Here is a 21,537-nt window from a genome sequence, read left to right as displayed (position 1 = left end):
GGTGCCGGAGTTTGATGCGATCTGCTAAAACTCGGTGTCTGACGATTTCGATATTCGAAGCACCAGTTCGGCTATCTCGGGTGATTGCAATGAGAATATTATACGTTGCCTCTTACGACGTTTCAGATTTCAAGAGCGGTAATGGAATCGATCATTTCAAGCTTGAGGCATTAAAGAGCGCGGGCTGCCAGGTTGATCGCCTGTCTCCAATCATTCATGCACTTCCGGATGACCTTACGTCACGCGTCGTACGGAAATTGACACGAATGCTGCGGCCGCAGGATCCGGTTCAGGCACGAAGGAAACAGCTGCAAGATATCGGCCGAGCTATAGAGGCACATCCCTATCACGCAGAAGCCGATGCGATCGTTTGTCCGAATCATTTTGACATCAGCTTCTATGAGGGGAGCCTTCCTGTCTTCTTCTGGACGGATGCGACTTATCAGAACCTTGTGTCGCTTTCCTATAGTTCAACAATGGTCCATTCGGACGAACGGAAGCGCTTCGAGCACTATGTCCAAAAGCGCGCGATCGAAAGAGCGGATGGGGCGTTGTGGGCTTCTCATTTTGCTATGAACACAGCGATCATGGAGTACGGAGCAGACCCCAAGAAGCAAAAAGTCACGGGGTTCGGATTGAACATCCCCGGTGAGGAACGAAGTGCCGACATCCCGTCCATCCTTGCGACGAGAGAGAAAGAGGTCACACAGCTGATATTCATAGGCTTTGACTACAAGCGCAAAGGCCTGGACCTTGCCATAGAGGCAACCGTCGAATTGAACAGAATGGGAATTCCCGCCAAACTAGATACAATCGGAAGCCATCATCCGCTGCCTGAAGATGCGCAGGGTTATGTCAATATCCTCGGCCCGATTGACAAGCTTGATGCAAAGCAGCTGGCCACGTTTGAAAGCGCTTTGCGCAAAGCCCATTTCTTTATCTTTCCGACGCGAGGCGATGTCTACTGTATGCCTGCGATCGAGGCCATGTCCGTCGGATGCGTGCCAGTCGTGAGCGACGTGGGCGGAATTTCAGAGATCGTTACAGCTAATGGAACTGGCATCGTTCTGCCATTGTCGGCTCCAGCAGTCGAGTATACAAAGAGCATCGCGGCTGTGCTCCGGTCGAACAAGTATGAAGAAATGGCCGCTGCTGGCTATCGCGCCTACTGGGAGCGTCACCGGTGGGCCGAGATTGGCAAGATTGCTCGGGAGTTCATTGAGGAGCGACTTGCAGCGGTCTAGCCAGGTGCATTTTTCTCTAGCTGTGTCTGCAGCACCTTAGACATTGGGTCTAGCCCGTCAGATGACGAGGCTCGACTAACGCACGTCTCAGATAGTGATCAGATGTGCTGGTTGAAGAAAGTGCGGCCTATTTTTCGAATGGGAGCAGGCGTCGAACGTCTGATGGCGTGCGCGGCTCGCCGAACATAGGCGGACATTGAGTGGTCTACAACGCGCTTTTTCTTGTTGTAATCTTGAAGAGCCCACCATCCAGAAATGGGATCCAGTAAAGGAAGCTCCGTTCTCTCCAAGAACGCTGCCTTTCCGACTACCGCAATTTCTCGATACATTCGATCAACTCGAAGAATTCGGTACATGTTGTTGATTGTTGGAATGTCAATATCGTCAATAATTAGCACTGCGCCGGGATCTAAGTGTGGGTAGATGTAGTAGTATTCCAATTCTGGAAAGGGATAGGCGTGCGGGCCGTCGATCAAGGCCAATTGTAGTCGCTTGAATTGATGCTTTGGCAAGGTGTGCTGACTCGGGCCCTCGACCACCGTCACTCCTTCTTTGCGAAGCAGCGGAGAGTTGAGAGGCATTGTCAAGCTGTCGCCTTCATTGAGAGCAAACACGGTATGATGTCGTGACAGATGTGAGAACAGAAGCGTAGATTTACCTGCGCCTGTCTCAACCGATTCAGAAATGTCGCGATCGGCGCAAATTCGCACGATCGCTTCGGCGGTACGTTGATCGAATCCTCCAAGCGGATGCCAATTGATCGGTAACCTGACGATTTCACTGATGACGTTATTCATGAAAGTGTCCTCAAGGCCTCTAGTGCGTATGCTGAATTACTCTTTGACGGCAAGGAAAACCCAATTGTGATGCTTCGCGGGTAGCAAAGAAGGCTGCGTCCAATTTGCGAGATTACACGCGGCAATGCGTCACGGAAAATATCGCCGAATCCGTCAGTCGAATATAGAGCAAGAATTTCAATGGGGAGAATCGAAGAAGCGCGCCCGGAGTTCTCCTCGGACCGGAGGAATTCCTCTCTAAGTGTGGGGCCTCGTCTTGTAAGGACATCAAAAGCAAAACAGCTCCCCAAGAAGCTCTCCTGAGAGAGCTTGATGGGGAGCAGAAACGGAGGATTGTTGCGCACTAACCTATTGGCTGATGCGCTGATCAGTTATTAGCTCTACCGTGATCTGGGCGGAGCTTTGTGTCGCAGCGCTAAAGATCGGTCCGCTGTGTGAGGCGCCCAGCAGCGTGCCCGGACTTGGAGGAACTCCAAGCTTATCCTGGGACTGCATGCCGTTGACTCCTGTCAACGTCACCGTGCGTTCTCCCGCGATAGCCATGTTAATGCCCGGGCCGAAGTTCGAGACCGTGGTTGGACTACTCATCATAGGCCAGTTATTGAACTGTGAGAGCTGAAACTGAAGAGCTCCAGTCCCGGAGTATGGCGATGTTACGTTGAATTTGGCGGACTTCAATGCACCCCACAAAGGCACCCGCGGCGCCGCGGTCGTGCCAGTGAGAGCCGAATATGTACGCTTGGAGTAGGAGTAGAGCGGAGCGCCGGCGGGCGCATTGTTCAGATCGACTACATCAGCGCTTCCAGAGCAGTTGTTGCAAGTAAACTTCGGCGCGGGATGCACGCGGATCGCAAGCTTCGCGCCTGCATAGGCGGGAAAGCTCCCAGGAAAGTCCGTTTTGATGTAGGTGAAGTTCTGATCCTGCGTAACGTCCAGCACCCTGAAGTTCGGGCCCGTTCCATGTGCGCCGACCCAGAGGAGGTTCGTGCCCGGGACCGCCCAGCGAGGCGCGTAGAGGCCGATAACGCCACCTGACCTATATGCGTTCACGAAGGAGACTTCGGGCAGGTCCACATGCGTGCCATCGATCACGGTGATCAGCTTGTTGCCGCCGTTCGCCTCATAAGTACCATTGATGTTGGACACATTTACCCGATCGTTCGAGGCAAGTCCTGCCGTGGAAGCGACGGTCAGCCGGACCTTGCCAGCGCCGTTGTTCGTTGCTCCCAAGATCGCCGTTCCATTGGGAAACGAGATTACTCCATTGGACATCGAATAGCTGACCTGCACAGGGTTGCTTCCAAACCCTGTTTCGAACACCCCCGCAGGGTTGAAGCTCGAAATTACGCAGTTTGTGCAGGCCACCTCATCGGACCGCCCGTATGCGAACGCACCGGGCCCGAAGTTTGCGATACGTGTATCCGAGATCACGGCCTTCTTGGGAGTTCCGATCATATCGGACGTGATCGAGGAGTTTCTTATCGTGATCAGATCTACGGATGAACTTTGAACTTTTATATGGTTGATCGTAACTCCATCCAGCACCATCGTTGTGATCAGTTTGTCGACCTCCATATTGCAGGTGGACATGTCGGTGTTGATGGCCTGCCACAAATAATTCTGGCTTGGTACGCCGCAATTGCCGCCAGTGAACTTGACATCGCGATAAGTCACGCTGCGTCCCCCCGCGTAGGTCTGCACCTTCTCTTGGGAGATCGTAAGTCCGCGGTACTCCACCTGGGTGTCCCAGGATGGGTCGAGCGCATAAAGCGTGGCTGGACCGCCCGCATCAACTTCGAACTGATTACCCGAGTTGTAGTTCGGCCAGGTCGACTTGTAGGTGTTCTTCAGTGGCGTTGCGAATGTCACGATCCCGGCATTGCTGTCGACGGCAGTCACCTTTACGTATTCGAACCAGTGCGGATTCGTGGGATATCCGTAAGGTGCTTGCCAGATACCCTGCAAATCGAAGCCCGTGATCAAGGCATAGCTTCCTACCGTGAACATCGAAGCCTGGGTGGGCGTTAACAACTGCACCTTGGAAGAACCGGCCGCGACCGTCGCTAGTCGCGCGCTGTGGCGGTTGTCACTGATCTGACCTCGTCCGCCCAGGAAGAAGCCAGGACCGCTACCGCCATTATTTGTGAGGGTTGCGCCGTAGCCGATAACCAGGAGATTCTTGATGCCTTTGGTCCACCATTGTCCCAGATAGCTCGTGAACGCACAAACGCTTCCGCTCGGGATCGTGAGCTGGACCATCGCCGTCTGCGTCACGGCCCATTTGTTGAAGGCGGCGAAGGCCGGCGCTGCGTCGGTCTTGCCGTCGCAAATCGCGTGGAAATCCTTCACGATGTCCTTGCTGACGACGAGCTGGGTCGTCGTGCTCGGCGAGCTGGTCGTGGTGCTCGTGCTGGTGCTGGGGCTCGTCGTTGAGGTGGTGGTCGTGGTCGTCGTCGTCGTGGCCAACGGCGCGGTTGTCTGGGCCTGGGCCGCGGATGCCATGAGCGCGCTCAGCACCATCACTCCGTTGCGGACTTGAACCAAAGTTCTTCGCATGGCTGCCTCTATCGTCCTATCTCTTGCAGGAAGGATTGTGGTTGCGTTGCTTTCCGGAACAAAGCGTAGGAACCGTGCCCTCGATTCGAGTTAATTCGGCCCACGCAGTTTGAGACATAGTTCCGATGGCAAGAACTAGGTTGATGATCCGGAAATCAGGGCCGCCGGTCTGAAGACTCCGTCAACCAGTCACGACGCTCGTCAGGGCTGCCGGCGGCGCTGCGGGCGCTGGCTACCTCCCCTTTACCTTAACAATCCCCGGCGAGGCCACGCGATGCGCTCGCCGTCTCTGTCACTGCGAACTTGGGCGAAGGCCGGCAAGCGGCCTGCCGCCGACCCGACCGGCTCAAGCGGACTTCTTGAGCAGGTCGTCGAAATATTCGATCGTCTTGCGAATGCCGTCGCGGAGCTGAACGCGCGGCTCCCAGTCCAGGATCTCCTTCGCCTTGGTAATGTTCGGCTTGCGCTGCTTGGGGTCGTCCTGCGGAAGCGGGCGCTTGTCGATCTTCGATTTGGAATTGGTCAGCTCGATCACGACCTTCGCGAGCTCGAGGATGCTGAACTCCACGGGATTGCCGAGATTGATCGGCCCGGTGATGTCGTCGGGGCTGTTCATCAGCTTCATCAGGCCATCGACGAGGTCGTCGACATAGCAGAACGATCTGGTCTGGTCGCCTTCGCCGTAGATGGTGATGTCCTGGCCCTGCAGCGCCTGAACGATGAAGTTGGAGACCACCCGGCCGTCGTTCGGATGCATTCCGGGCCCGTAGGTATTGAAGATGCGGGCGACCTTGATCCGCAGATTGTGCTGACGGCGGTAGTCGAAGAACAGGGTCTCGGCGCAGCGCTTGCCTTCGTCGTAGCAGGACCGGATCCCGATCGGGTTGACGTTGCCCCAATATTCCTCGGGCTGGGGATGCACGGTCGGATCGCCATAGACTTCCGACGTGGAGGCCTGCAGGATCTTCGCCTTCACGCGCTTGGCCAGGCCGAGCATGTTGATGGCGCCGTTGACGCTCACCTTGGTCGTCTGCACCGGATCGAACTGATAGTGGATGGGCGAGGCCGGGCAGGCCAGATTGTAGATGTCGTCCACCTCGACATAGAGAGGGAAGCAGATGTCGTGCCGCATCAGCTCGAAACGCGGATTGTCGAGCAAGGGAATGATGTTCTGCTTCGACCCGGTATAGAAATTGTCGACGCATAACACTTCGTGGCCGCGCTCGAGCAGGCGGCGGCACAGATGCGAGCCGATGAACCCGGCTCCGCCGGTCACGAGAATACGGGGCTTCATTACTGATTACCTTCCAGAAGTGACGGGCTCGTCATGAGGGCAAGGACCTAGGATGCGATCTTTCGCTGAGCTGAGGTCAGAATGTCCACGCCTTTCTGGCGGACCTGCTCCGTATCGGCCGTTGCTTCCTGCCCGGCATATTGGTTGGTCATCACGATCTTCAAGGTGAGCAACGCGATATAGATGTCAACACGGAGGCTCGCGTTGCGCACGTACCAGGTGTCGAAAGCTTCCTTTTCCTCCTTGCTGACCAGCTTGCCGCCGTTGACCTGCGCCCAGCCGGTCAGTCCGGGCCGGACCGACAGGCGGTCGGCGAGGTTCCCGGGCTGGTCTTCCGGCAGCAGCGGGCGCGGGCCGATCAACGACATGTCTCCGAGCAGCACGTTCAGCAATTGCGGCAGCTCGTCGAGCCGGGTGGCGCGCAAGAAGCGCCCGATAGCCGAGGGCTCCCGGCTCGCGTCCAGCCGCTCGCCATCCGCATCAAAGGGGGCGCGCAACGTCCTGAACTTGTAGATCAGGAACGGGCGCCCCTTCCAGCCGAGCCGCTCCTGCCAGAACAGAACTGGAGCGCCGACGTCGAGCAGGACCAGAAGACCCGCGATCACGGCGACCGGCGAAAGAATGACCATGAGCGCGAGCGCGCCCAGCACGTCGATCCAGCGCTTCAGCCAGAAATAGGAGGAGAGCGGCTGCTGCGCGTGGTCGCCGGCGGTTGCGAGTTCCGGCTCCCTGGACTCGGTGATGCCGACCAGACGAGGCAGATACTGCAGCAAAATCTGCCGCTCCTGACAGACGCGCTCGATCTCCAGGCTGGTGGCTTCGCCGAGCTGACTTGCCTCGCCGGCCACCACGACCCGGTCGACATGGATGCCGTGAATTGCGAACTCCGTGACGATCGCGTCGAGCTCGTGCGGCATCCCCATGACCTGGACGTCTGCTACCGCGCGTCCCACCATCTTGGGATTCTGATCGAGCACGGCGATGACGGGATGGCTGGGCGGCGCATAGGCGCGCAGCATCTGGATGAAGTGGAAGGCAAAGCGCGACGCGCCGATAACGACGATGCGCTCTCGCTTGGTTAGATGCTCATGTGCGCTGTCCGGCAAGATGACGCGAAAGAACAGCCGACCGCCGATCAGCCCTGCACCGAGCAACGCGGCATGGATCAGAGGCATCGAGCGCGGAATGCCATCCATGCGCGTGAGCGAGAACAGAACGCCGCAGGTCATCAATTCCGTGAACAGCACCGCCTCGAGGATGGAGAGGAATTCCTGGACGGAGAAATTGCGTAGCAGCCCGTCCTGGATGCGGAGGGCGAAGAAGCTCATCAGCGCAAAGGCTGAGGCGAACAAGCAATAATAGACCGCGACCGCCCAGTCGCCGTGGAATGGCGCCGCACCGTCCCGGACGAACAGCGCAAGGGGTGGTGAGGCCGTCGCCCAGACCAGGTCCCACGACGAAACGATGATCCTGTTGCGCGACCTTGAGCTGGGGGAAGGAACAATCATGTTAAATTCTCGGTATTACATTGCGATTTAAATCGCAAAAAACTGGATAAAACTTTAAATTGTTGCCGCTCTGTGGCGCATCTGCAACAGGTTTCCCCGGGCATTCGGTAATGAAGTATTAAAGTCTGGGCCCCGCGCGAGCAACTTAAATCTCTAGGATCATTTGTTAACTCTAACGTGACGCTAGGTTTACAGCGCCCAGCAAATTTGCCGAATCGTTTCAAGCAAATTTTGCGCCAAATGGCATGCCGAGGGCCCTGCACGGCGCGCGATCCGAATACATACTGAATTTAATAAAGCCTGAATCCAATAAATAGCAGTTGACCCCCACAGGGATTTAGAGTTCCGTAACCATGTATTGCAGTGCGTGGAAGACTTGAATGTGGACTGGTCGCATTTTTTCAGTTTTGGCTTTGGTTTTTTTGAGTAATCCCGCAGCCGCGGGGTCCTATGGCGACGACTATTGGGGTGGAATCGACACCCAGAACGTCTCCAACAAGGACGTGATCGGCTCGAGCAGCACTTTCAACATTTCCTATGTTGACGTGTCGCGGACCAATGGCGGAAACACGCTGAAGATCGTCCTGCACACCGGCTATGCGGGCGCGCCCGGAACCTCTGCGGCGTTGGGAACGACGTACGGCTCGCTGTTCTTCACGAGTGTCGCGAACTATTCGCCGATCGGCACCGCCGCAGGTCATTACGCAAATGACTACTACCAGCCCAACGACTGGACATGGGCCTTCGTGACGTCGGCGACGCCTGGCACGGGCGGGCTGTACCAGATCGGTGCCGTGCAGCAGGAGGTCGACTACAAGACCACGCATGTCGCGCAGTACTACAAGACGCTCGACGGCAAGATCATCATGTCGAACATGAATGGTGATCCGGTGACTGCGCCGTACTCCGGCAACAATGGTTATTATTTCCGACAGGGCCAGGCGGTGCAATTTACGCCCGACGCCGGACAAAAGGCGCTGTACGGTGGAAGCTGGTCGGTCGTGAGCGGCTCCACGATCACCTATTACATCAACGATCAGCACACCCTCGGCGACACGTTTGCCATGTCTTGGGCAATGACTTGTGCCAATGACGTGTTTCAGCGCGTGGTCAGCGTCCCCGGTCCGGTTGTTGGCGCCGGTCTACCGGGGCTTCTCGTCGTGATGGCGGGATTCTGTGGCCTGTTTCTGCGCCACCGTCGCCTACAGGCGTCGGAGTCAGCCGCCCATTGATTGCTGCTGCGGCTCTGCTGATCCACGTATCCACGTCTCGTGAAACGAAACTTCGGATAGGGTCGCGCGGTCCGGGGCGAATTGTCTGGGGATGAGCGCCAGCAGGAAAGCCAGCGGGCGGGCAGGAATCTGAGTTCACGCCGCGCGATCGTCCATCGCACATCGGCCGTGGCACCTGAGGGATCCAACCCGGTCCAGCACGAGGCCATCACCTCGTGCAGGAGAAAGCCTCCGGCGGGCCAAAATTGCTCCTGGCGGGGCGTCTCAAGCAAACCGGCGGCTGCGCCGGTTCATCAGCCATCCCAGCAGGCACGCACCAAAAGCAAAACTGGCCGCGCCTCCGCCGACCGTCGGGCCCGGAACCGCGCTGACGGCAACCTTCTCGATCCCCCAAGCCTCGTCGCGGAGCCCTTGAAATCCGGCATGGCCAGCGCCGAGGCTCGTGTAGCCAAAGGTGAGTGTGTTCAGGCCGGCAATCAAGGGAAGGCCTGCGAAACTCAGTGCCTCCTGACCCCCATGCCAGCCGATGCCGGTGCCGTTTCCGGTCAGATTGGTGAAAGTGGCGCCGAACGGATTGTAGTAGATATTGGACTGCGAGCCGCTATTGCTGCCGCCACCGAGATTGAAGGTCCCGGAAAAAATCAAAACGTTGTTCAGCTTCAGCGAGAAGTCGTCCTCATAGAAGTTCTGACCATCCAGGCTGGTGTAACCGTCGATGATAAACGACAGGCCGGCCGCCACGGGCGACGAGTTGAACGTCAACGAATAAGTCTGGTTGGTTGCGATGGGCCCGGTTGCCGCCGGGGCCGAGTAGATCAGGCCCGCTTCCGCGTTGTGGGCCAACAGAACGGACAGCGCCGCGCCGCCGATCAGAGCTTTAACCTTCATTGACATTTCACCAGTTAATTTCGATTTAAGTTTTTCTTTAAATCGAGAGGTATGTCAATAGTTGATTTCGAGACAGCGATGCTCGGCCGGCGAGAGTCGCGCCGAGGTTGCCGGCGTGCCGAGATGTCGCCTGGTCTAAGGCGTGGTTCCGCCTTGTGAAAACGTTGGATGGCTCATCGAGGAGCACCGCTGGTGACAGGCTCGTGTAAGGAATAAATGGCAAGATTGGGCGCCCGTACCGGCTGCTCCCTGCAATTCGGCCAGACGCTGCCCCTTTGTTTTCCGCTCATCAGAAATGAGGCACACGCAGTACGAGGATGATGCCGTCGATGGGAATGCCTCAACTATCATCAACGGCAGGTACTGCGTTCGATCGAATACGAGAAAACCAAACAATTGTAGTGCTGCGCCGGCGAAACCGGCGAAGCCGAATTCAGACTCGGGAAGAAGTTAAATGTGCGGAATCGCCGGACTAGTCGACAGGTCGGGCTCGGTCGCGCCTGGATTGCTGAGCGCGATGCTGGACCAGATCTATCATCGCGGCCCTGACGGGGAGGGGGCTTTCCTCTGCCCAGAGCGGTCCTTCGCAATCGGCATGCGCCGGTTGTCGATCATCGATCTTCAGAGCGGGGACCAACCGATCTGGAACGAGGCCCATGACGTTGGTGTCGTGTTCAATGGCGAGATCTACAATTACAAGGAACTGACCCGCAACTTGGAAGGGCGGGGCCACATCTTTCGAACCCGGTCGGATACCGAGGTGCTCGTCCACCTCTATGAGGAGTATGGGCAGGACATGGTGCAGCACCTGCGCGGCATGTTCGCGTTCTGCATCTTCGACCTGCGAAACAGGACCCTCCTTCTTGCGCGAGATCATTTTGGACAAAAGCCGCTCTACTACACGAAGCAGCACGGGAAGTTCGCGTTCGCGAGCGAAATAAGCGCGTTGCGTGCGGTGCCCTGGGTCGATCTTGCAATCGATCGCGAGGCCTTCCTGGACTATACGTGCTGGTTGTCGCTGCCTCCGCCAAGGACTCATTACCGCAACATCCTGAAACTGCCCGCCGGTTGCTGCGCGCAGTTCTCGCTGGACAGTTGCGAGCTGAAGATCTCGCGCTACTGGCAGTTCGGGCAAGGATCAGTGGCTGATCTGGTGGACGAGCGCGCCGCCATCGCGCAGCTGGATACGGTGCTTGGCGAAAGCATTTCGATGCATTTGCGCGCAGACGTCCCCGTTGGCGTGCTGCTGAGCAGCGGCTTGGACAGCTTCGCCATCCTCAACTACGCGCAGGAGATCGTCGGCGGAAGCATCAGCACCTTTTCGGTGGGATTTGACAGCAGCGATAGCGAGCTGAACGGCGCAGAGCTGGTTGCCCGACAGTCGAAGTCGCGGCACCACGCGTTGAAGCTGAACGAGCGTCATTTTGTCGAGAACCTGGATAGGGTGCTGCGCCATCTCGGCGAGCCGATCGGGGACCCGGCGTGCTTTGCTGTCCTGCTTCTTTGCGAGCATGCCCGCAACCACGTCAAGGTCCTGTTGTCTGGCGAGGGAAGTGACGAACTCTTCGCAGGGTATGAAGGGCGATATCTTGGGGCGATGTCGACCCTGGATCGTTCCGAGTCGCTGCGGATGCTCGCGCGCGTCCTGCCCAGCGCCAGTTCGCCCTGGGAGACCTCGCGCTGGCAGCGACTGCTGGCGCGAGTGCATTCGTCCAGCGGCCAGGAATTCGTCAATCTGCGCTCAGAGGGTTTCCCGGGTGACGCCCGACAGCCGCGCGGGCACAGCAGAGTTCAGCGCAGCCTGCTGTTCAATCGCTCGGTGGCAATATCCGAGCAGATGTTCCGCCATTACCCGGACCGTCTCAGCAGCCTTCTCGCATTCGACATGGAATGGCAGCTGCCGGAATCGTTGCTGCAAAAGGCTGACAAGATGAGCATGGGCGCGAGCATTGAGCTGCGTGCTCCTTTCCTCGATGTCGAGGTTGCGCGACTCGCCGCGCGGGTTCCTTCCGAATTGAAGTTGCCGCGTTCCGGACCCGGCAAAAGAATACTGAGACGGTTGCTGAAGCAGAGATTTCCGGACAGGCATGTTCCGCTCGTGAAGAAGGGCTTTCCCATCCCGCTGCAGGAATGGATGACTGGGCCTCTTCGCGAACAGGTGGAGGACGAGCTCTTTTCCTCTCGTTCGACAGTATTGAACCACCTTGATCCAAAGCTGCTCCGGAAAGCCTGGAACGACTTCCTGCATGGGTGGGAAGGTGCAAGGGTATTCTATTCGTTATGGCTCTACGAAAGATGGATCAAAGAGCAGCAACGGAAAGTCTCGGTCGGTGCTCCAAAGAGCCTAGTCGCGACGGTGAGGTGATTCGCGCGTAGAGCGGCGCATTGACTCTCCGGGCATCGCAGTAAATCCCCGGACAAAAAACGTCCGCAGCAGTGATCGCGCGATCGGGGCGCTGATCGACATTGCTCGACCAAGAACCGCGCTGCTACACCCCAGGTTCAAAGCTGTGGCATTGAGCGGCCACAGCTTTGATTGTTGCTCTCGTCACGGTGTCGACGTCGAAGGCGTGGATATGATCGTGCTCGAAGCTGAGCCGTTGATCAGGTTTCTCAGAGCATAGCCCTGCGTGACCGTCGACATCGGATCCTGGACAGCCGAGTTGAGCGTGTGGAGGAAGGCCACGAACTTTCCGACCTCGACCGAGGCCGAGTTCGTGACGTAAAGCACGTCCTTGTTACGCATCTCGAACTTCGTCGCCAGGAAGAAGCTGGAGGGATCGCGGAAGTTGATGTTGTAGATGACCGGCACCAGTGGCCCAGGATATTGCGCGCAATCGATGCCCATTGCGCTGGCAACTTCGCACGGCTCGCCGCGATAGAGGAACACCGAGGCCGGATTGGCCTGGCCGTCCAACAGACCGCCAGATTTCGACACGGCTTCTGCCAGGGACAGGCGCCACGCACCGAACGGATATTGCTGCTGCCGACCCAGGGCGCCGAACGCCAGGAAGGTCTGAGGCTCGCGATACAGGAACAGCGTATCGTTGGCATGGACATAGACGTTATTGGCCGGTTCGTAGATCAGAGCACCGAGCGGAGCAATCGCACGGCTGCCACCACGCTCGAGCATGATCCACATCTCGGAGGCGGGACCCTGCGTGCCCCCGGAGCGAGCGATATAATCCAGCACGCGCTCCGGTGTGGCAGTGATCGGCACGCGGCCCGGACGTCCGACCTCGCCCACCATCGTCACCAGTGAGGTTTGCTGGTCGACCGTCGAGACGACCACCTGCGGGTCGATTGCGCGATTCTTGAGCGCCTCGACGATGGCCTGCTGCACCTCTTCCTTGGTTCTTCCCAGTGCCTTGATGTTGCCAGCGTAGGGAATGGAAATGTTTCCGCGTGTATCGACCGATTGGGTGGGGATCGTGATGAAATTGCCCGGACGCACACCTGCTTCTGCGGGAATGAAGAGACCGCCCGTGCTCGCTTCGAAGATGGTGACGGACACGGTGTCGCCAATACCGAAGCGAAGATCCTTCGGACGCTTCTGCGTGGCGAACTTGGTCAGCCGAGGGGCGGACGAGGCCAACACCGAGACGACTTGCGGTGTGACTTTGACGAAGGCATGGGGAAGGCTGTCGGGATCAACGTAAGACGCATCCCTCACCGCTATCTCGGACGGACCGGATGCCGGCAAAAGCGCGCAGCCGCCCAGAGCCGGAACGAGCAACAATGTTGCCGCAATTGCCGCAGGTCTCAACTCTCTCATCCCCAAAAACACACGGTTCAAAATTCGTAGGAATGAATAGCATGCAAAGCCTGGAATAAACGGTTAACCTAACTTGCTGACAGGCATGTTTTGGTTGCTGTGGCATTTCTGCCACGCCAGGCCTGATCCAGCCACCACCGCAACCAATGGTTTTTCGAAGACTTCTGACAATCGCCGCGATTTGCCTTGTTGGCGGCTGCCCTGCCTCGCCTCAGATGTTCGTCGCGGACGGTGAGTGGATTGAGGCATTCACAGGCGTTCGCTACGTGGCGGAGAGAGTCGCGGCCGGGCCGGAAGGGGGAGGTCTCGTTCACTTCGTTCAAATTGACCTTTCAACGCCTGGAATCGAGTTGTTTGTGACGCCGCTGGATCCCCATGCGGTCCAATCCGGCTGGGAGTATCGGCTGGCGTATGTATCAAGCGTCGTCCGCGAGCAGCACCTCGCCCTCGCGGTCAACGCCAGTCTCTTCACTTCGCGGTCGCTTGGCTCCCTGCAGCTGGCCGGTGATATGGCGCGAAGTGTCGAGACGGTGGTCGCAGAGCATGTCGTCAACCACCTCTGGGAACACACCTATCTTCTCGCCTTTGACGACCTGCTGGCCCCTTGGTTTACGCTGTCGAAGCCTCCGCCGGCCATGGACCTTGCGCGTGCGCGGTGGGCGATCGGCGGACAGGCGATCGACCTCCGGGAAGGGCGCGTAAGGACCGGGAGCGCCATGCCGGACGCCCGGACTGCGGTCGCGCTTGATCAGGGGGGCCGACGCCTCTTCCTTGCCGTCGCCGAGAATATGTCGCCCCATTTGTTGTTGGCCAAACTGGCTGAACGCGGCGGTTGGACTGGAATGATGCTGGACGGCGGTCATTCCAGCACGCTTGCACTGGGTCCGAACGCCAGGGGGCTTCGATCTGGCACTCTGGTCGGAGGTTGGCGTCCGGTCGCCACCGTTCTGGGAATCCGCGCAAGGCCGGTCCAGCCCAGGATCCCCGACGACTGACCTCGCTGTCGCGACAGTGTGGCTGCCAAGGCACACTTGGAGTGCAAAAAAACATCGCACGACAGTATAAATGGCAGCTTGTGCTATCCAGGATAGCCGACCAGTCGGTGCTCGGCGAATCGGCCGTGCATTCGTGAAATCAGGAGGGTCCCGTGAGACGCGTCATTTGTCTGCTGGCAACGCTTGCAATTCCCGCCTTGGCTTTGCCCACGGGCCCGGTCGCTGCTGCGGACGCTCCTGTCCCGGCCCAATCGGTCGTTCGGGAATGCGCTGATCCTGGCTGCCGCCATCACGAGCGCGTCTATACCAGTCGGGAATATATCCGGGTTCGCTATCCCAAATGCAGGATTCGCGATGCCTGCTCGCTCTACGGAGCCTACGGGCCGCATGGCGGGGCGCCGTATTGGGGTGCATATACCGGATGGGGTTATTATCAGGCTTGGTAGCATCGGTGCGCTGTTGCAGGCGCCCAAGAGAACTCGTCCCGATCGATGCCGCGATGCTCGTTGGTGATGGTCGCCGCGTCCGGTGCCTCGATTCTAAGACTGGAGTTTCGCCAAGCGCTCCTTGAACTGTTCGACCCTGATCGGGTTGTCGCCGTAGAGCCCTTGCGCCTTCTCCTCCACGTATTCCTGGAGCCTCTTGCGAACCAGCGTCGGAACTTGCTCGTTGCTGAGTATCCGGGCGATTGTGCCGGTCGACAGACCTGAATTCTTGTGCTGGCCGCTGAGGATCGACCAGGTCGTGCTCCGGCTAAGGCCAAGGGCTGCAGCCTGCTGATCGAGGCTTTCAAATCCCGCGATCCGAAGAGCTTCCGTGATTTCGCGAATCTTGGCCCATTGTCGTTCGCGCCCCGGACTGCACGGGGGGATATCAGTGGCTACAGCTAACGGATATTCGTGCGAGTTCGACATTTCAAAAAATATTCAATTAATTGCCATGGCCTGCAACTCGGATGAGATCTTTCCGTTAGCAGGTAACGTTACCAGCGAGGTGACAATTGAAGCAGAGCTTCATGGTTCCAACGGGCTAACCGTTTCCTTTGAGGCGAAACAGTATCAACAACTCCTAGATGTAGGATGGTGACACGTCGTTTGTGTGAACCGGACGCCGCCAGGTTCGAACGATATTTTGCGAGCCACGGTTTATTGCAGGGTTCCTTCGGCTCTACACCGCATCGTGACTTGGCGTTGGGATGCGAAGCGGGGAGATTGCAAGCTTGGATTGGAGGCATTGAGAAGCCTCCTTGAAACCCAATTCGGCCACCTTTGTTCGGTTTATCTAGCGGCAGAGAAAAATCGCAAGTGTCGCGACAAAACTCAGTCTCTTCGGCTGTCGAAACTGGAATCTAATGATTGAATTTGCTTTGGGTGCGATTTTTGGCGCGGCGTCGGGTTACGCGGTGCGGGCTTGGCTGTCTGCACGCCGTCGTCGAGCTGCACGCGCCGCCCGCGTTGCGAAGAGCGCCGGCATCGCGGCGAGCGGGGAACGCCATTTTGTCCCCTTCAAGCCTGAAGGCGCCCCCCGCGAGACCGGTGAGGATGCAAGCGCGGCGGTCGTCAAGCTCCAGCCGGGTGCGACCGAGGCCGGGCAAGCTCAAGCCAACGAATTCCGCGTTCGTGCCGACTCCGCGGCTCGAATGTGATGGGCCAGGACTTCCCGGTTGACCCATGACTCCCGCAAAGATACTCTGCGTTTTGGGGCTGGGAGTTCTGGCTAATAATTCTGGTTAATCGCTGCGGGGCGCGCGGAAGCCCATCCATTGATCAATGAAGGTTTTAATTGCTCCTGACTGGAGGGCGGGCAATCCGTATCAGGATTTACTGGCCCAAGCCCTGGAGCGGCAATCGGTTTCGGTCGATTTTCTGCAAAATTACAAACGTGTATTCCCCCTGGCTCGCTCGGTGAGGGAGAGCTCGGCAGATATCTTCCATCTCCATTGGCCCGAAGCCTATTTTTCCCGTGCCAAGGCCAGGCTGGAGTGGTGCCGGCACGCGCGTTTTCCGGTGGACCTGGAGCTGGCGTGCCAGAACAAGCTTTTTGCCTATACGGCGCACAACCTGCTGCCCCATAGCCGTCACACCCGGCTCTTTCAGCTTTCGGCAAAAGTCAACGCGCGCTACGTCGTGAGACGAGCCGGCATCATTTTTGCCCATTCTGCGGCGGCAAGATCGAGGCTCGTTGCGGAACTGGGCGCCGAGGAGTCGAAAATTCGCGTCATTCCGCATGGAGATCTATCCGGGACTTTGGGCGCACCGATCCCTCGGGATGAGGCCATCCGGGCTCTGGGCATCGGCTCGGCTCCTTTCGCGCTCATGTTCGGCGCGGTGGATGAATACAAGTCCTATGAAGAGATCATCCGTTGGTGGAGACAGAGCAACACGCCACTTCGCCTCGCGATCGCCGGAAAACCGCGGGCCGAGGCGTATGGACATTATCTGGTGAACCTGATCGGCGGGGCGCCGAACATCATCCCCGCATTCGAGTGGCTGTCCGAGGAGCAGCTGCGACTTTGGCTCAGCGCCGCCTCGCTCGTCATTTTCAACTATCGCGAAATCCTCACCTCGGGAGCGGCGTGCTTGGCGCGCTCATACGGCATTCCCATCGTGTTGCCGAAGCGGCTGACGTCCGTGGATCTTGGCGAACCCACGCCTTACGTGTTGCGGTTCTCAACACCGGAAACCGATCTGGGCCAACAACTCGAATTGGCGCTCGCAGTGAAACCCGATTTCGATGCTGCGGCCGACTGGCGGGAGGCTTGCAGCTGGGATCGCGTGGCGCGGCTCACCGCCGAGGCATATGCTGACGCTCAGCGTGGCTGAATATTGACCTGCCAGGAGAACGTGAGCGGTCGGGTAACTGCCGGGAGCCGATTGGTCATGACCTGATGCGGACGCGTTAATGTTAAGGAGAGCCAACGCCGTGCGCGAGTCGTTTAAGCGATGTACAGTCCGTGCGGTCCATCGCGGCGCGTGACATGAGCAAGATATTTTTCATTAATCGATTTTTCTTTCCCGACCACTCCGCTACCAGCCAAATTCTCAGCGATCTCACATGGCACCTGACGGACAGGGGGAGAAGCGTCCACGTCATTACGAGTGGGCAGGCGTACGACAATCCCGGTGCTCGTCTCCGCTCCGAAGAGGTCATCCGAGGCGTGCGCGTTCATCGCGTCTCCTCGACGGGTTTTGGCAGGGCAGGCCTGTTCGGCCGTTTGCTCGATTATCTCTCGTTCTATTGGTCGGCCCTTGCGATGCTCTGGAGGCTGGTCGAAGCCGGCGACGTCGTCGTGGTGAAGACCGATCCGCCGCTCCTTTCCGTACCTGCTGCGCTTGTCGCGAGGGTAAAGCGTGCGTTCCTCGTCAACTGGTTGCAGGATGTCTATCCGGAAGTCGCGACCGAGCTCGGAGTGCCGTTTCTGCGCGGCCCGATGGGCTGGCTGATCGCGAAATTGCGTGACCGTTCGTTGCGTTCTGCTGCCGCGAACGTTGTGGTCGGCGAGCGGATGCGGGCGCTGCTCGTGTCGAAGAACGTTCAGCCCGAAAGGGTCTACTGCATTCCGAACTGGTGCGACGATTCCGCGATCACCGAGGTGGCGGATTCGGACAATCCTTTGAAATCGGAATGGGAGCTGCAGGATAAATTCGTCGTCGGATATTCCGGCAATCTCGGCCGCGCCCACGATTACGAGACCATGCTCGCGGCTGCCGAGCTGCTGCGTGACCGTCCTGAAATTGTTTTCCTGATGATTGGAGGGGGGCACCAGGTCAAGGATCTCGCGCGGGAGGTTGAGCTCCGAGGGCTGGCGAGCGCTTTCTGTTTTAAATCCTACCAACCGCGGGAGCAATTAAGGCAATCATTATGCTTGCCGGACGTCCATTGGTTGTCGCTCGAGCCTCGCCTGGAAGGCTTGATCGTTCCGAGCAAGTTCTACGGGATCGCGGCGGCTGCGCGGCCGACCATTGCAGTAGGTGATTTGAAGGGAGAGATTGCAGGTCTTGTTCGGCAATATTCGTGTGGAATCGCTATTGCCAAAGGGGACGGGCGCGGAATGGCGGATGCTATTCTTTCGCTCTATGAGAACCCAGAACAGCGCCGCGTGATGGGGCAAAATGCCCGCAAGATGATCGATGATCACGCTGGGCGAGGACGGTCGCTGCAAGCCTGGGAATCGTTGCTGGTGCGGCTCTCTCTCCCGCGCTGACGCTTACGTCTGTTCGGGTGGCGCGCCCAGCAGTTATTCCTATTCTGCGATTGAAATTTGCGATTTAAATAACTTGTTGAAAATACATTGCTTTCGTTAAATTTTCTATTTGGAGTCGAGTTTGTCCAAAAAATGGGTGTTGACGCAGCGCCGCATTAAGAGTTTGTTAGCCACGGAAGTAGTAATTTTACGGAGGGCTTTCCACTATGTTTAAGAAGTTTCTATGCTCGGTTGCTGCGCTCGGTGCGCTTGCGCTGGTCGCTCAGAGCGAAGCAAAGGCTGCCACCATTTTCGGTTTTTATAGCCTTGATGGTGGAGCGACGATTAATCCCTTGCTGGATGCTGATCCGACTGCAAGTGGCTTCGCTTTCTTCGGCACGCTCGGCAATTTCAACGTGAACATCCTTGGTGGTGCCGTGCAGCCGGCCGCCGGAACCGACCTCTTTACGGCCACCGCTATCGATAGCCATACGGCGCTCAGCACCGATCTGCTGAAGCTTTACTTCGTCGGTACGGGTTTCACGCCGGGCGGATCACAGACCTTCACGAGCCAGTTTACGTCCAATGCTCAGGGCTCGGGTCTGACGGTGGGTGAATCCACCTACTTGGGTACGCCGTTTGCCCCCGGCACCCTCCTGGGCTCGGCACTCTTCCCGCCTTTGCTTGGGACGGCCTCATCGGTCACCAGCGCGTTCGCGGCGTTGGGTTATTCCCTCACGGGCCAGTTTGATATCACTGCGACTGGCGTTCAAAGTCAGACGGGCACCATTCGCGTCTCCGCAGTCCCGGGGCCGATCGTCGGTGCCGGTCTGCCCGGTCTGATCGCAGCCTGCGGTGGCCTTCTCGCCCTCGCGCGCCGTCGGCGGAAGCAAGCAATCTAAGTACGGACCTTTGTAAAGTCTGGAAATCCCTCAAGGGCCGCGGAGCGACAGCTCCGCGGCTTTTGCTTTGTGGGCGACATGCTTCGTCGCTTCAGTATACGTGGACACCTCGGACTTGGCCGCGGCTACGTGCAGCAAGCGCTGTTAGCGCTTGTCGGCGAATTGCAAAAGAGCGCCGGTAGCGTCTCGTGCGCGTTTAAATCAGCACGAGCGCTCTGTCGCCCGACAGCCGCGGTGAATCTCCGCGGCCGCGCGACGTCATCTTGGAAATCGGATGAGTTTGATCGCTTGCCTGCAACATCAAGCCGGCTGCCGCCCAAACGAATTTGGGCGGGGTAAGGCAGGATCGAAGATCTATGCCGACCGACCCAGAGCTTGGGACCGTTGCGCCCGCCGCCGGCTCGCAATCCAGCCCATCATCAGACCACCCAGGACCATCGAAGGGAGAGTCGGGTTGCCGAGCGGCACGGCAGAGATGTTCTCGGTCGAGATGATGGCTTCGGGAAGATAGTTGTTGGCTGCTAGCCAAGTGCTGTTTGGATCTCCAGCTGTGTACGCAAACGGTTTTGTTTGCGTCGTATTGAACTGCCAGCTGTTCAGTGCTCCGAAATCAGCAATCGCGACCAGAAAATAGCTGCCGGCACCAATCGACCAATTGAGATTGCTCAGCAGAACCGGATGTGCGCTGTCTGCAGCCAGATTTGTCTGGTATAGGAACGTCCCTGTGGGAATGCCAGATCCATTGTCTTCCATAATACCCAGGGTAAACGTCGTCAGGGCCGAGCCCGGCTGGGGGCCGATAAAGGCCTCGATGCCGTTGACCTGAGTCGAGGCCGCCGCCAAAAACCCTAGCCCGATCGATTGCGTGTCAGGACTAGATCCCACATTTTGAACCCCCCATCCTGCGCTGGCTCCATAGGTATCTCCTCCGATCGTGTCGCGAAGGATGGTTGCGTAGCTGGTGCTGGTGCCAACCAGAAGAATCGCTGTTGCCGCTGCCAGGATGGTCTTCATTTGCAATGCGCCTTTGATGAATGATTTCTATGATTGAGGCTTCTCTCATCATGATTCATGCCCTGCTGATTCGCCATGATTTATTCGAAATCAAATGAGCGATGCGTCGTCCGACCACAGGGCTTTGGCACTTCCAGCTGGCACGCGGAAGCCTTGGCAAGCGCACCTTTCGTCCTAAAGGCGCGCGAAGCGGCATGCGCATCTCCTTCGGTTGTGCCGACGTCGCAATCCTCCCACACGTGTCAGAGTGGGATAGACGCCTCAGGCCTGGGAATATAGGCTGGCAGCTATTTAAAGCGTCATGAAATACGAGCGTAATCGGCGTATCGGGCATGATTTCTCCCTTCAGAAAATTGAGGCGTGAAAATCCGAAGCGCGGAGCCGGCCATGCATATTCAGCTGTTGTAGAACTTGGTCCTGACGCTCCGAGCAAAGGGTCGAAGCCGCCTGATTTGCGCTGGCTCCTGCAGCAGAAGAGGCGTCAGTTTGCCTCAGCGTATCGTCGGGCCGGCCGGACCATGGAAAACCGCAAAGTCGCTTTCGGGCGATCACGGGGCTTCATGACGGACTGGCAGATCGGGGAGGAATGGCTCCTCATCGGCGGGGCCGTCGCTGTCATGGCCGTTCTTGTCGGCTTCGTTGCCTCAGTCCACTATTTCGCAGGAGGGCCGCCGTGGCCCACTCAACTCGTCATTTCGGCCCAAACCCCGCCGTCCGCTTCGCCTTTCGAGGGGGTGTTCCTGGCCCGCAATCAGAGTGGATTGTTCAGAATCAACAACCTTTCGGTTGGCTGCAGGGTCATTTCGCTTCGGACGAAGCGGTTCAGCATGGCGACAGACTCGACGACGTCGCTGATGTTTCCTTCCCGGGGACCGGCTGCTCTGGTGCGGCCAGCTTCGGCGAATGCTTTCACCTGTCCGTTTTATGAGTACATCGAGTCTGCTTCAGGCGCTGTTTCGCCTGCTGATCTGACCGAGGCTCAGATCATGCTGGTCGCGAAATATGATGCGCCCCGGTGGTGGCCGTACAATCCAGAAGTCTCAGTGCTGTTTGCGCTCGATGTCAGGAGCTCGCCTCCACGATGGATGATGAAGTGACTTCCGCTGGATGCGCGAGATCAAGCCTTGCCTCGCGGGACCGTCTTGGCGG

General features: G+C 58.1%; 17 protein-coding genes. 9 read left to right on the top strand and 8 right to left on the bottom strand.

The features are described 5' to 3' along the window. Nucleotides 1–89 precede the first annotated feature (89 nt). Complete coding sequence (locus tag P6U31_RS28210) at nt 90–1,244, top strand: glycosyltransferase family 4 protein (RefSeq protein WP_407185008.1); 1,155 nt, start codon at nt 90–92, stop codon at nt 1,242–1,244. Nucleotides 1,245–1,342: 98 nt separating this feature from the next. On the opposite strand, the gene P6U31_RS28205 is transcribed toward P6U31_RS28210, so the two are convergent. Then, nucleotides 1,343–2,041, bottom strand: a complete 699-nt coding sequence (locus tag P6U31_RS28205) for a class I SAM-dependent methyltransferase (protein WP_407185007.1) — start codon at nt 2,039–2,041, stop codon at nt 1,343–1,345. 348 nt (nt 2,042–2,389) lie between these two features. Continuing rightward, entirely contained in the window at nt 2,390–4,390 is a 2,001-nt protein-coding gene (locus P6U31_RS28200) for a hypothetical protein (protein ID WP_407185006.1), read from the bottom strand. Nucleotide 4,391: 1 nt separating this feature from the next. Here P6U31_RS28200 and P6U31_RS28195 point away from each other — a divergent pair, with 1 nt between their 5' ends. Next, the gene (locus tag P6U31_RS28195; protein ID WP_407185005.1) at nt 4,392–4,580 is read left to right on the top strand and encodes a hypothetical protein; all 189 of its coding nucleotides are present in this window, start codon (nt 4,392–4,394) and stop codon (nt 4,578–4,580) included. Nucleotides 4,581–4,943: 363 nt separating this feature from the next. Here P6U31_RS28195 and P6U31_RS28190 read toward each other — a convergent pair whose 3' ends face one another. Continuing rightward, on the bottom strand, nt 4,944–5,891 hold the full coding sequence (locus tag P6U31_RS28190; RefSeq protein WP_407185004.1) for a UDP-glucuronic acid decarboxylase family protein: 948 nt from the start codon (nt 5,889–5,891) through the stop codon (nt 4,944–4,946). A 47-nt stretch (nt 5,892–5,938) separates the two neighbouring features. Then, nucleotides 5,939–7,399: a sugar transferase gene (locus P6U31_RS28185; protein ID WP_407185003.1), complete on the bottom strand. Its 1,461-nt coding sequence runs from the start codon at nt 7,397–7,399 to the stop codon at nt 5,939–5,941. A 380-nt stretch (nt 7,400–7,779) separates the two neighbouring features. Here P6U31_RS28185 and P6U31_RS28180 point away from each other — a divergent pair, with 380 nt between their 5' ends. Beyond that, nucleotides 7,780–8,631: a hypothetical protein gene (locus tag P6U31_RS28180; protein ID WP_407185002.1), complete on the top strand. Its 852-nt coding sequence runs from the start codon at nt 7,780–7,782 to the stop codon at nt 8,629–8,631. A gap of 264 nt (nt 8,632–8,895) precedes the next feature. Here P6U31_RS28180 and P6U31_RS28175 read toward each other — a convergent pair whose 3' ends face one another. After that, nucleotides 8,896–9,519 carry a hypothetical protein gene (locus tag P6U31_RS28175; RefSeq protein WP_407185001.1) on the bottom strand — a complete coding sequence of 208 codons (624 nt, stop codon included), beginning with the start codon at nt 9,517–9,519 and terminating at the stop codon, nt 8,896–8,898. A gap of 517 nt (nt 9,520–10,036) precedes the next feature. Between P6U31_RS28175 and asnB the strand changes: the two genes are divergently transcribed. Beyond that, nucleotides 10,037–11,884, top strand: a complete 1,848-nt coding sequence (gene asnB, locus P6U31_RS28170) for an asparagine synthase (glutamine-hydrolyzing) (protein WP_407185000.1) — start codon at nt 10,037–10,039, stop codon at nt 11,882–11,884. Nucleotides 11,885–12,067: 183 nt separating this feature from the next. Here the strand turns inward: asnB and P6U31_RS28165 are convergent, their stop codons facing one another. Next, complete coding sequence (locus P6U31_RS28165) at nt 12,068–13,294, bottom strand: polysaccharide biosynthesis/export family protein (protein WP_407184999.1); 1,227 nt, start codon at nt 13,292–13,294, stop codon at nt 12,068–12,070. Between the two features lie 215 nt (nt 13,295–13,509). Here P6U31_RS28165 and P6U31_RS28160 point away from each other — a divergent pair, with 215 nt between their 5' ends. Beyond that, nucleotides 13,510–14,289, top strand: coding sequence for a phosphodiester glycosidase family protein (locus tag P6U31_RS28160; RefSeq protein ID WP_407184998.1), 780 nt, complete (start codon nt 13,510–13,512; stop codon nt 14,287–14,289). A gap of 539 nt (nt 14,290–14,828) precedes the next feature. On the opposite strand, the gene P6U31_RS28155 is transcribed toward P6U31_RS28160, so the two are convergent. Beyond that, complete coding sequence (locus P6U31_RS28155; protein ID WP_407184997.1) at nt 14,829–15,203, bottom strand: hypothetical protein; 375 nt, start codon at nt 15,201–15,203, stop codon at nt 14,829–14,831. An 855-nt stretch (nt 15,204–16,058) separates the two neighbouring features. On the opposite strand from P6U31_RS28155, the gene P6U31_RS28150 reads away from it, so the two are divergent. The 3 genes from P6U31_RS28150 to P6U31_RS28140 all read left to right on the top strand — a co-directional run bounded on the left by P6U31_RS28150 (nt 16,059) and on the right by P6U31_RS28140 (nt 19,374). Continuing rightward, nucleotides 16,059–17,111: a glycosyltransferase gene (locus P6U31_RS28150; protein WP_407184996.1), complete on the top strand. Its 1,053-nt coding sequence runs from the start codon at nt 16,059–16,061 to the stop codon at nt 17,109–17,111. A 155-nt stretch (nt 17,112–17,266) separates the two neighbouring features. Beyond that, on the top strand, nt 17,267–18,493 hold the full coding sequence (locus tag P6U31_RS28145; protein WP_407184995.1) for a glycosyltransferase family 4 protein: 1,227 nt from the start codon (nt 17,267–17,269) through the stop codon (nt 18,491–18,493). A 206-nt stretch (nt 18,494–18,699) separates the two neighbouring features. After that, complete coding sequence (locus P6U31_RS28140) at nt 18,700–19,374, top strand: hypothetical protein (RefSeq protein WP_407184994.1); 675 nt, start codon at nt 18,700–18,702, stop codon at nt 19,372–19,374. Nucleotides 19,375–19,728: 354 nt separating this feature from the next. Here the strand turns inward: P6U31_RS28140 and P6U31_RS28135 are convergent, their stop codons facing one another. Next, nucleotides 19,729–20,388 (bottom strand): hypothetical protein, encoded by a 660-nt coding sequence (locus P6U31_RS28135; protein WP_407184993.1) that lies wholly within the window; start codon nt 20,386–20,388, stop codon nt 19,729–19,731. 560 nt (nt 20,389–20,948) lie between these two features. Here P6U31_RS28135 and P6U31_RS28130 point away from each other — a divergent pair. After that, nucleotides 20,949–21,485 (top strand): hypothetical protein, encoded by a 537-nt coding sequence (locus P6U31_RS28130; protein ID WP_407184992.1) that lies wholly within the window; start codon nt 20,949–20,951, stop codon nt 21,483–21,485. Nucleotides 21,486–21,537 lie beyond the last annotated feature (52 nt).

It is taken from the genome of Bradyrhizobium centrosematis (assembly GCF_045571495.1).
GTDB classification, from domain to species: Bacteria; Pseudomonadota; Alphaproteobacteria; order Rhizobiales; family Xanthobacteraceae; genus Bradyrhizobium; species Bradyrhizobium centrosematis.
Note: the sequence above shows the minus strand (reverse complement) of the source record. Positions and strands in the feature narration are given on the sequence as shown.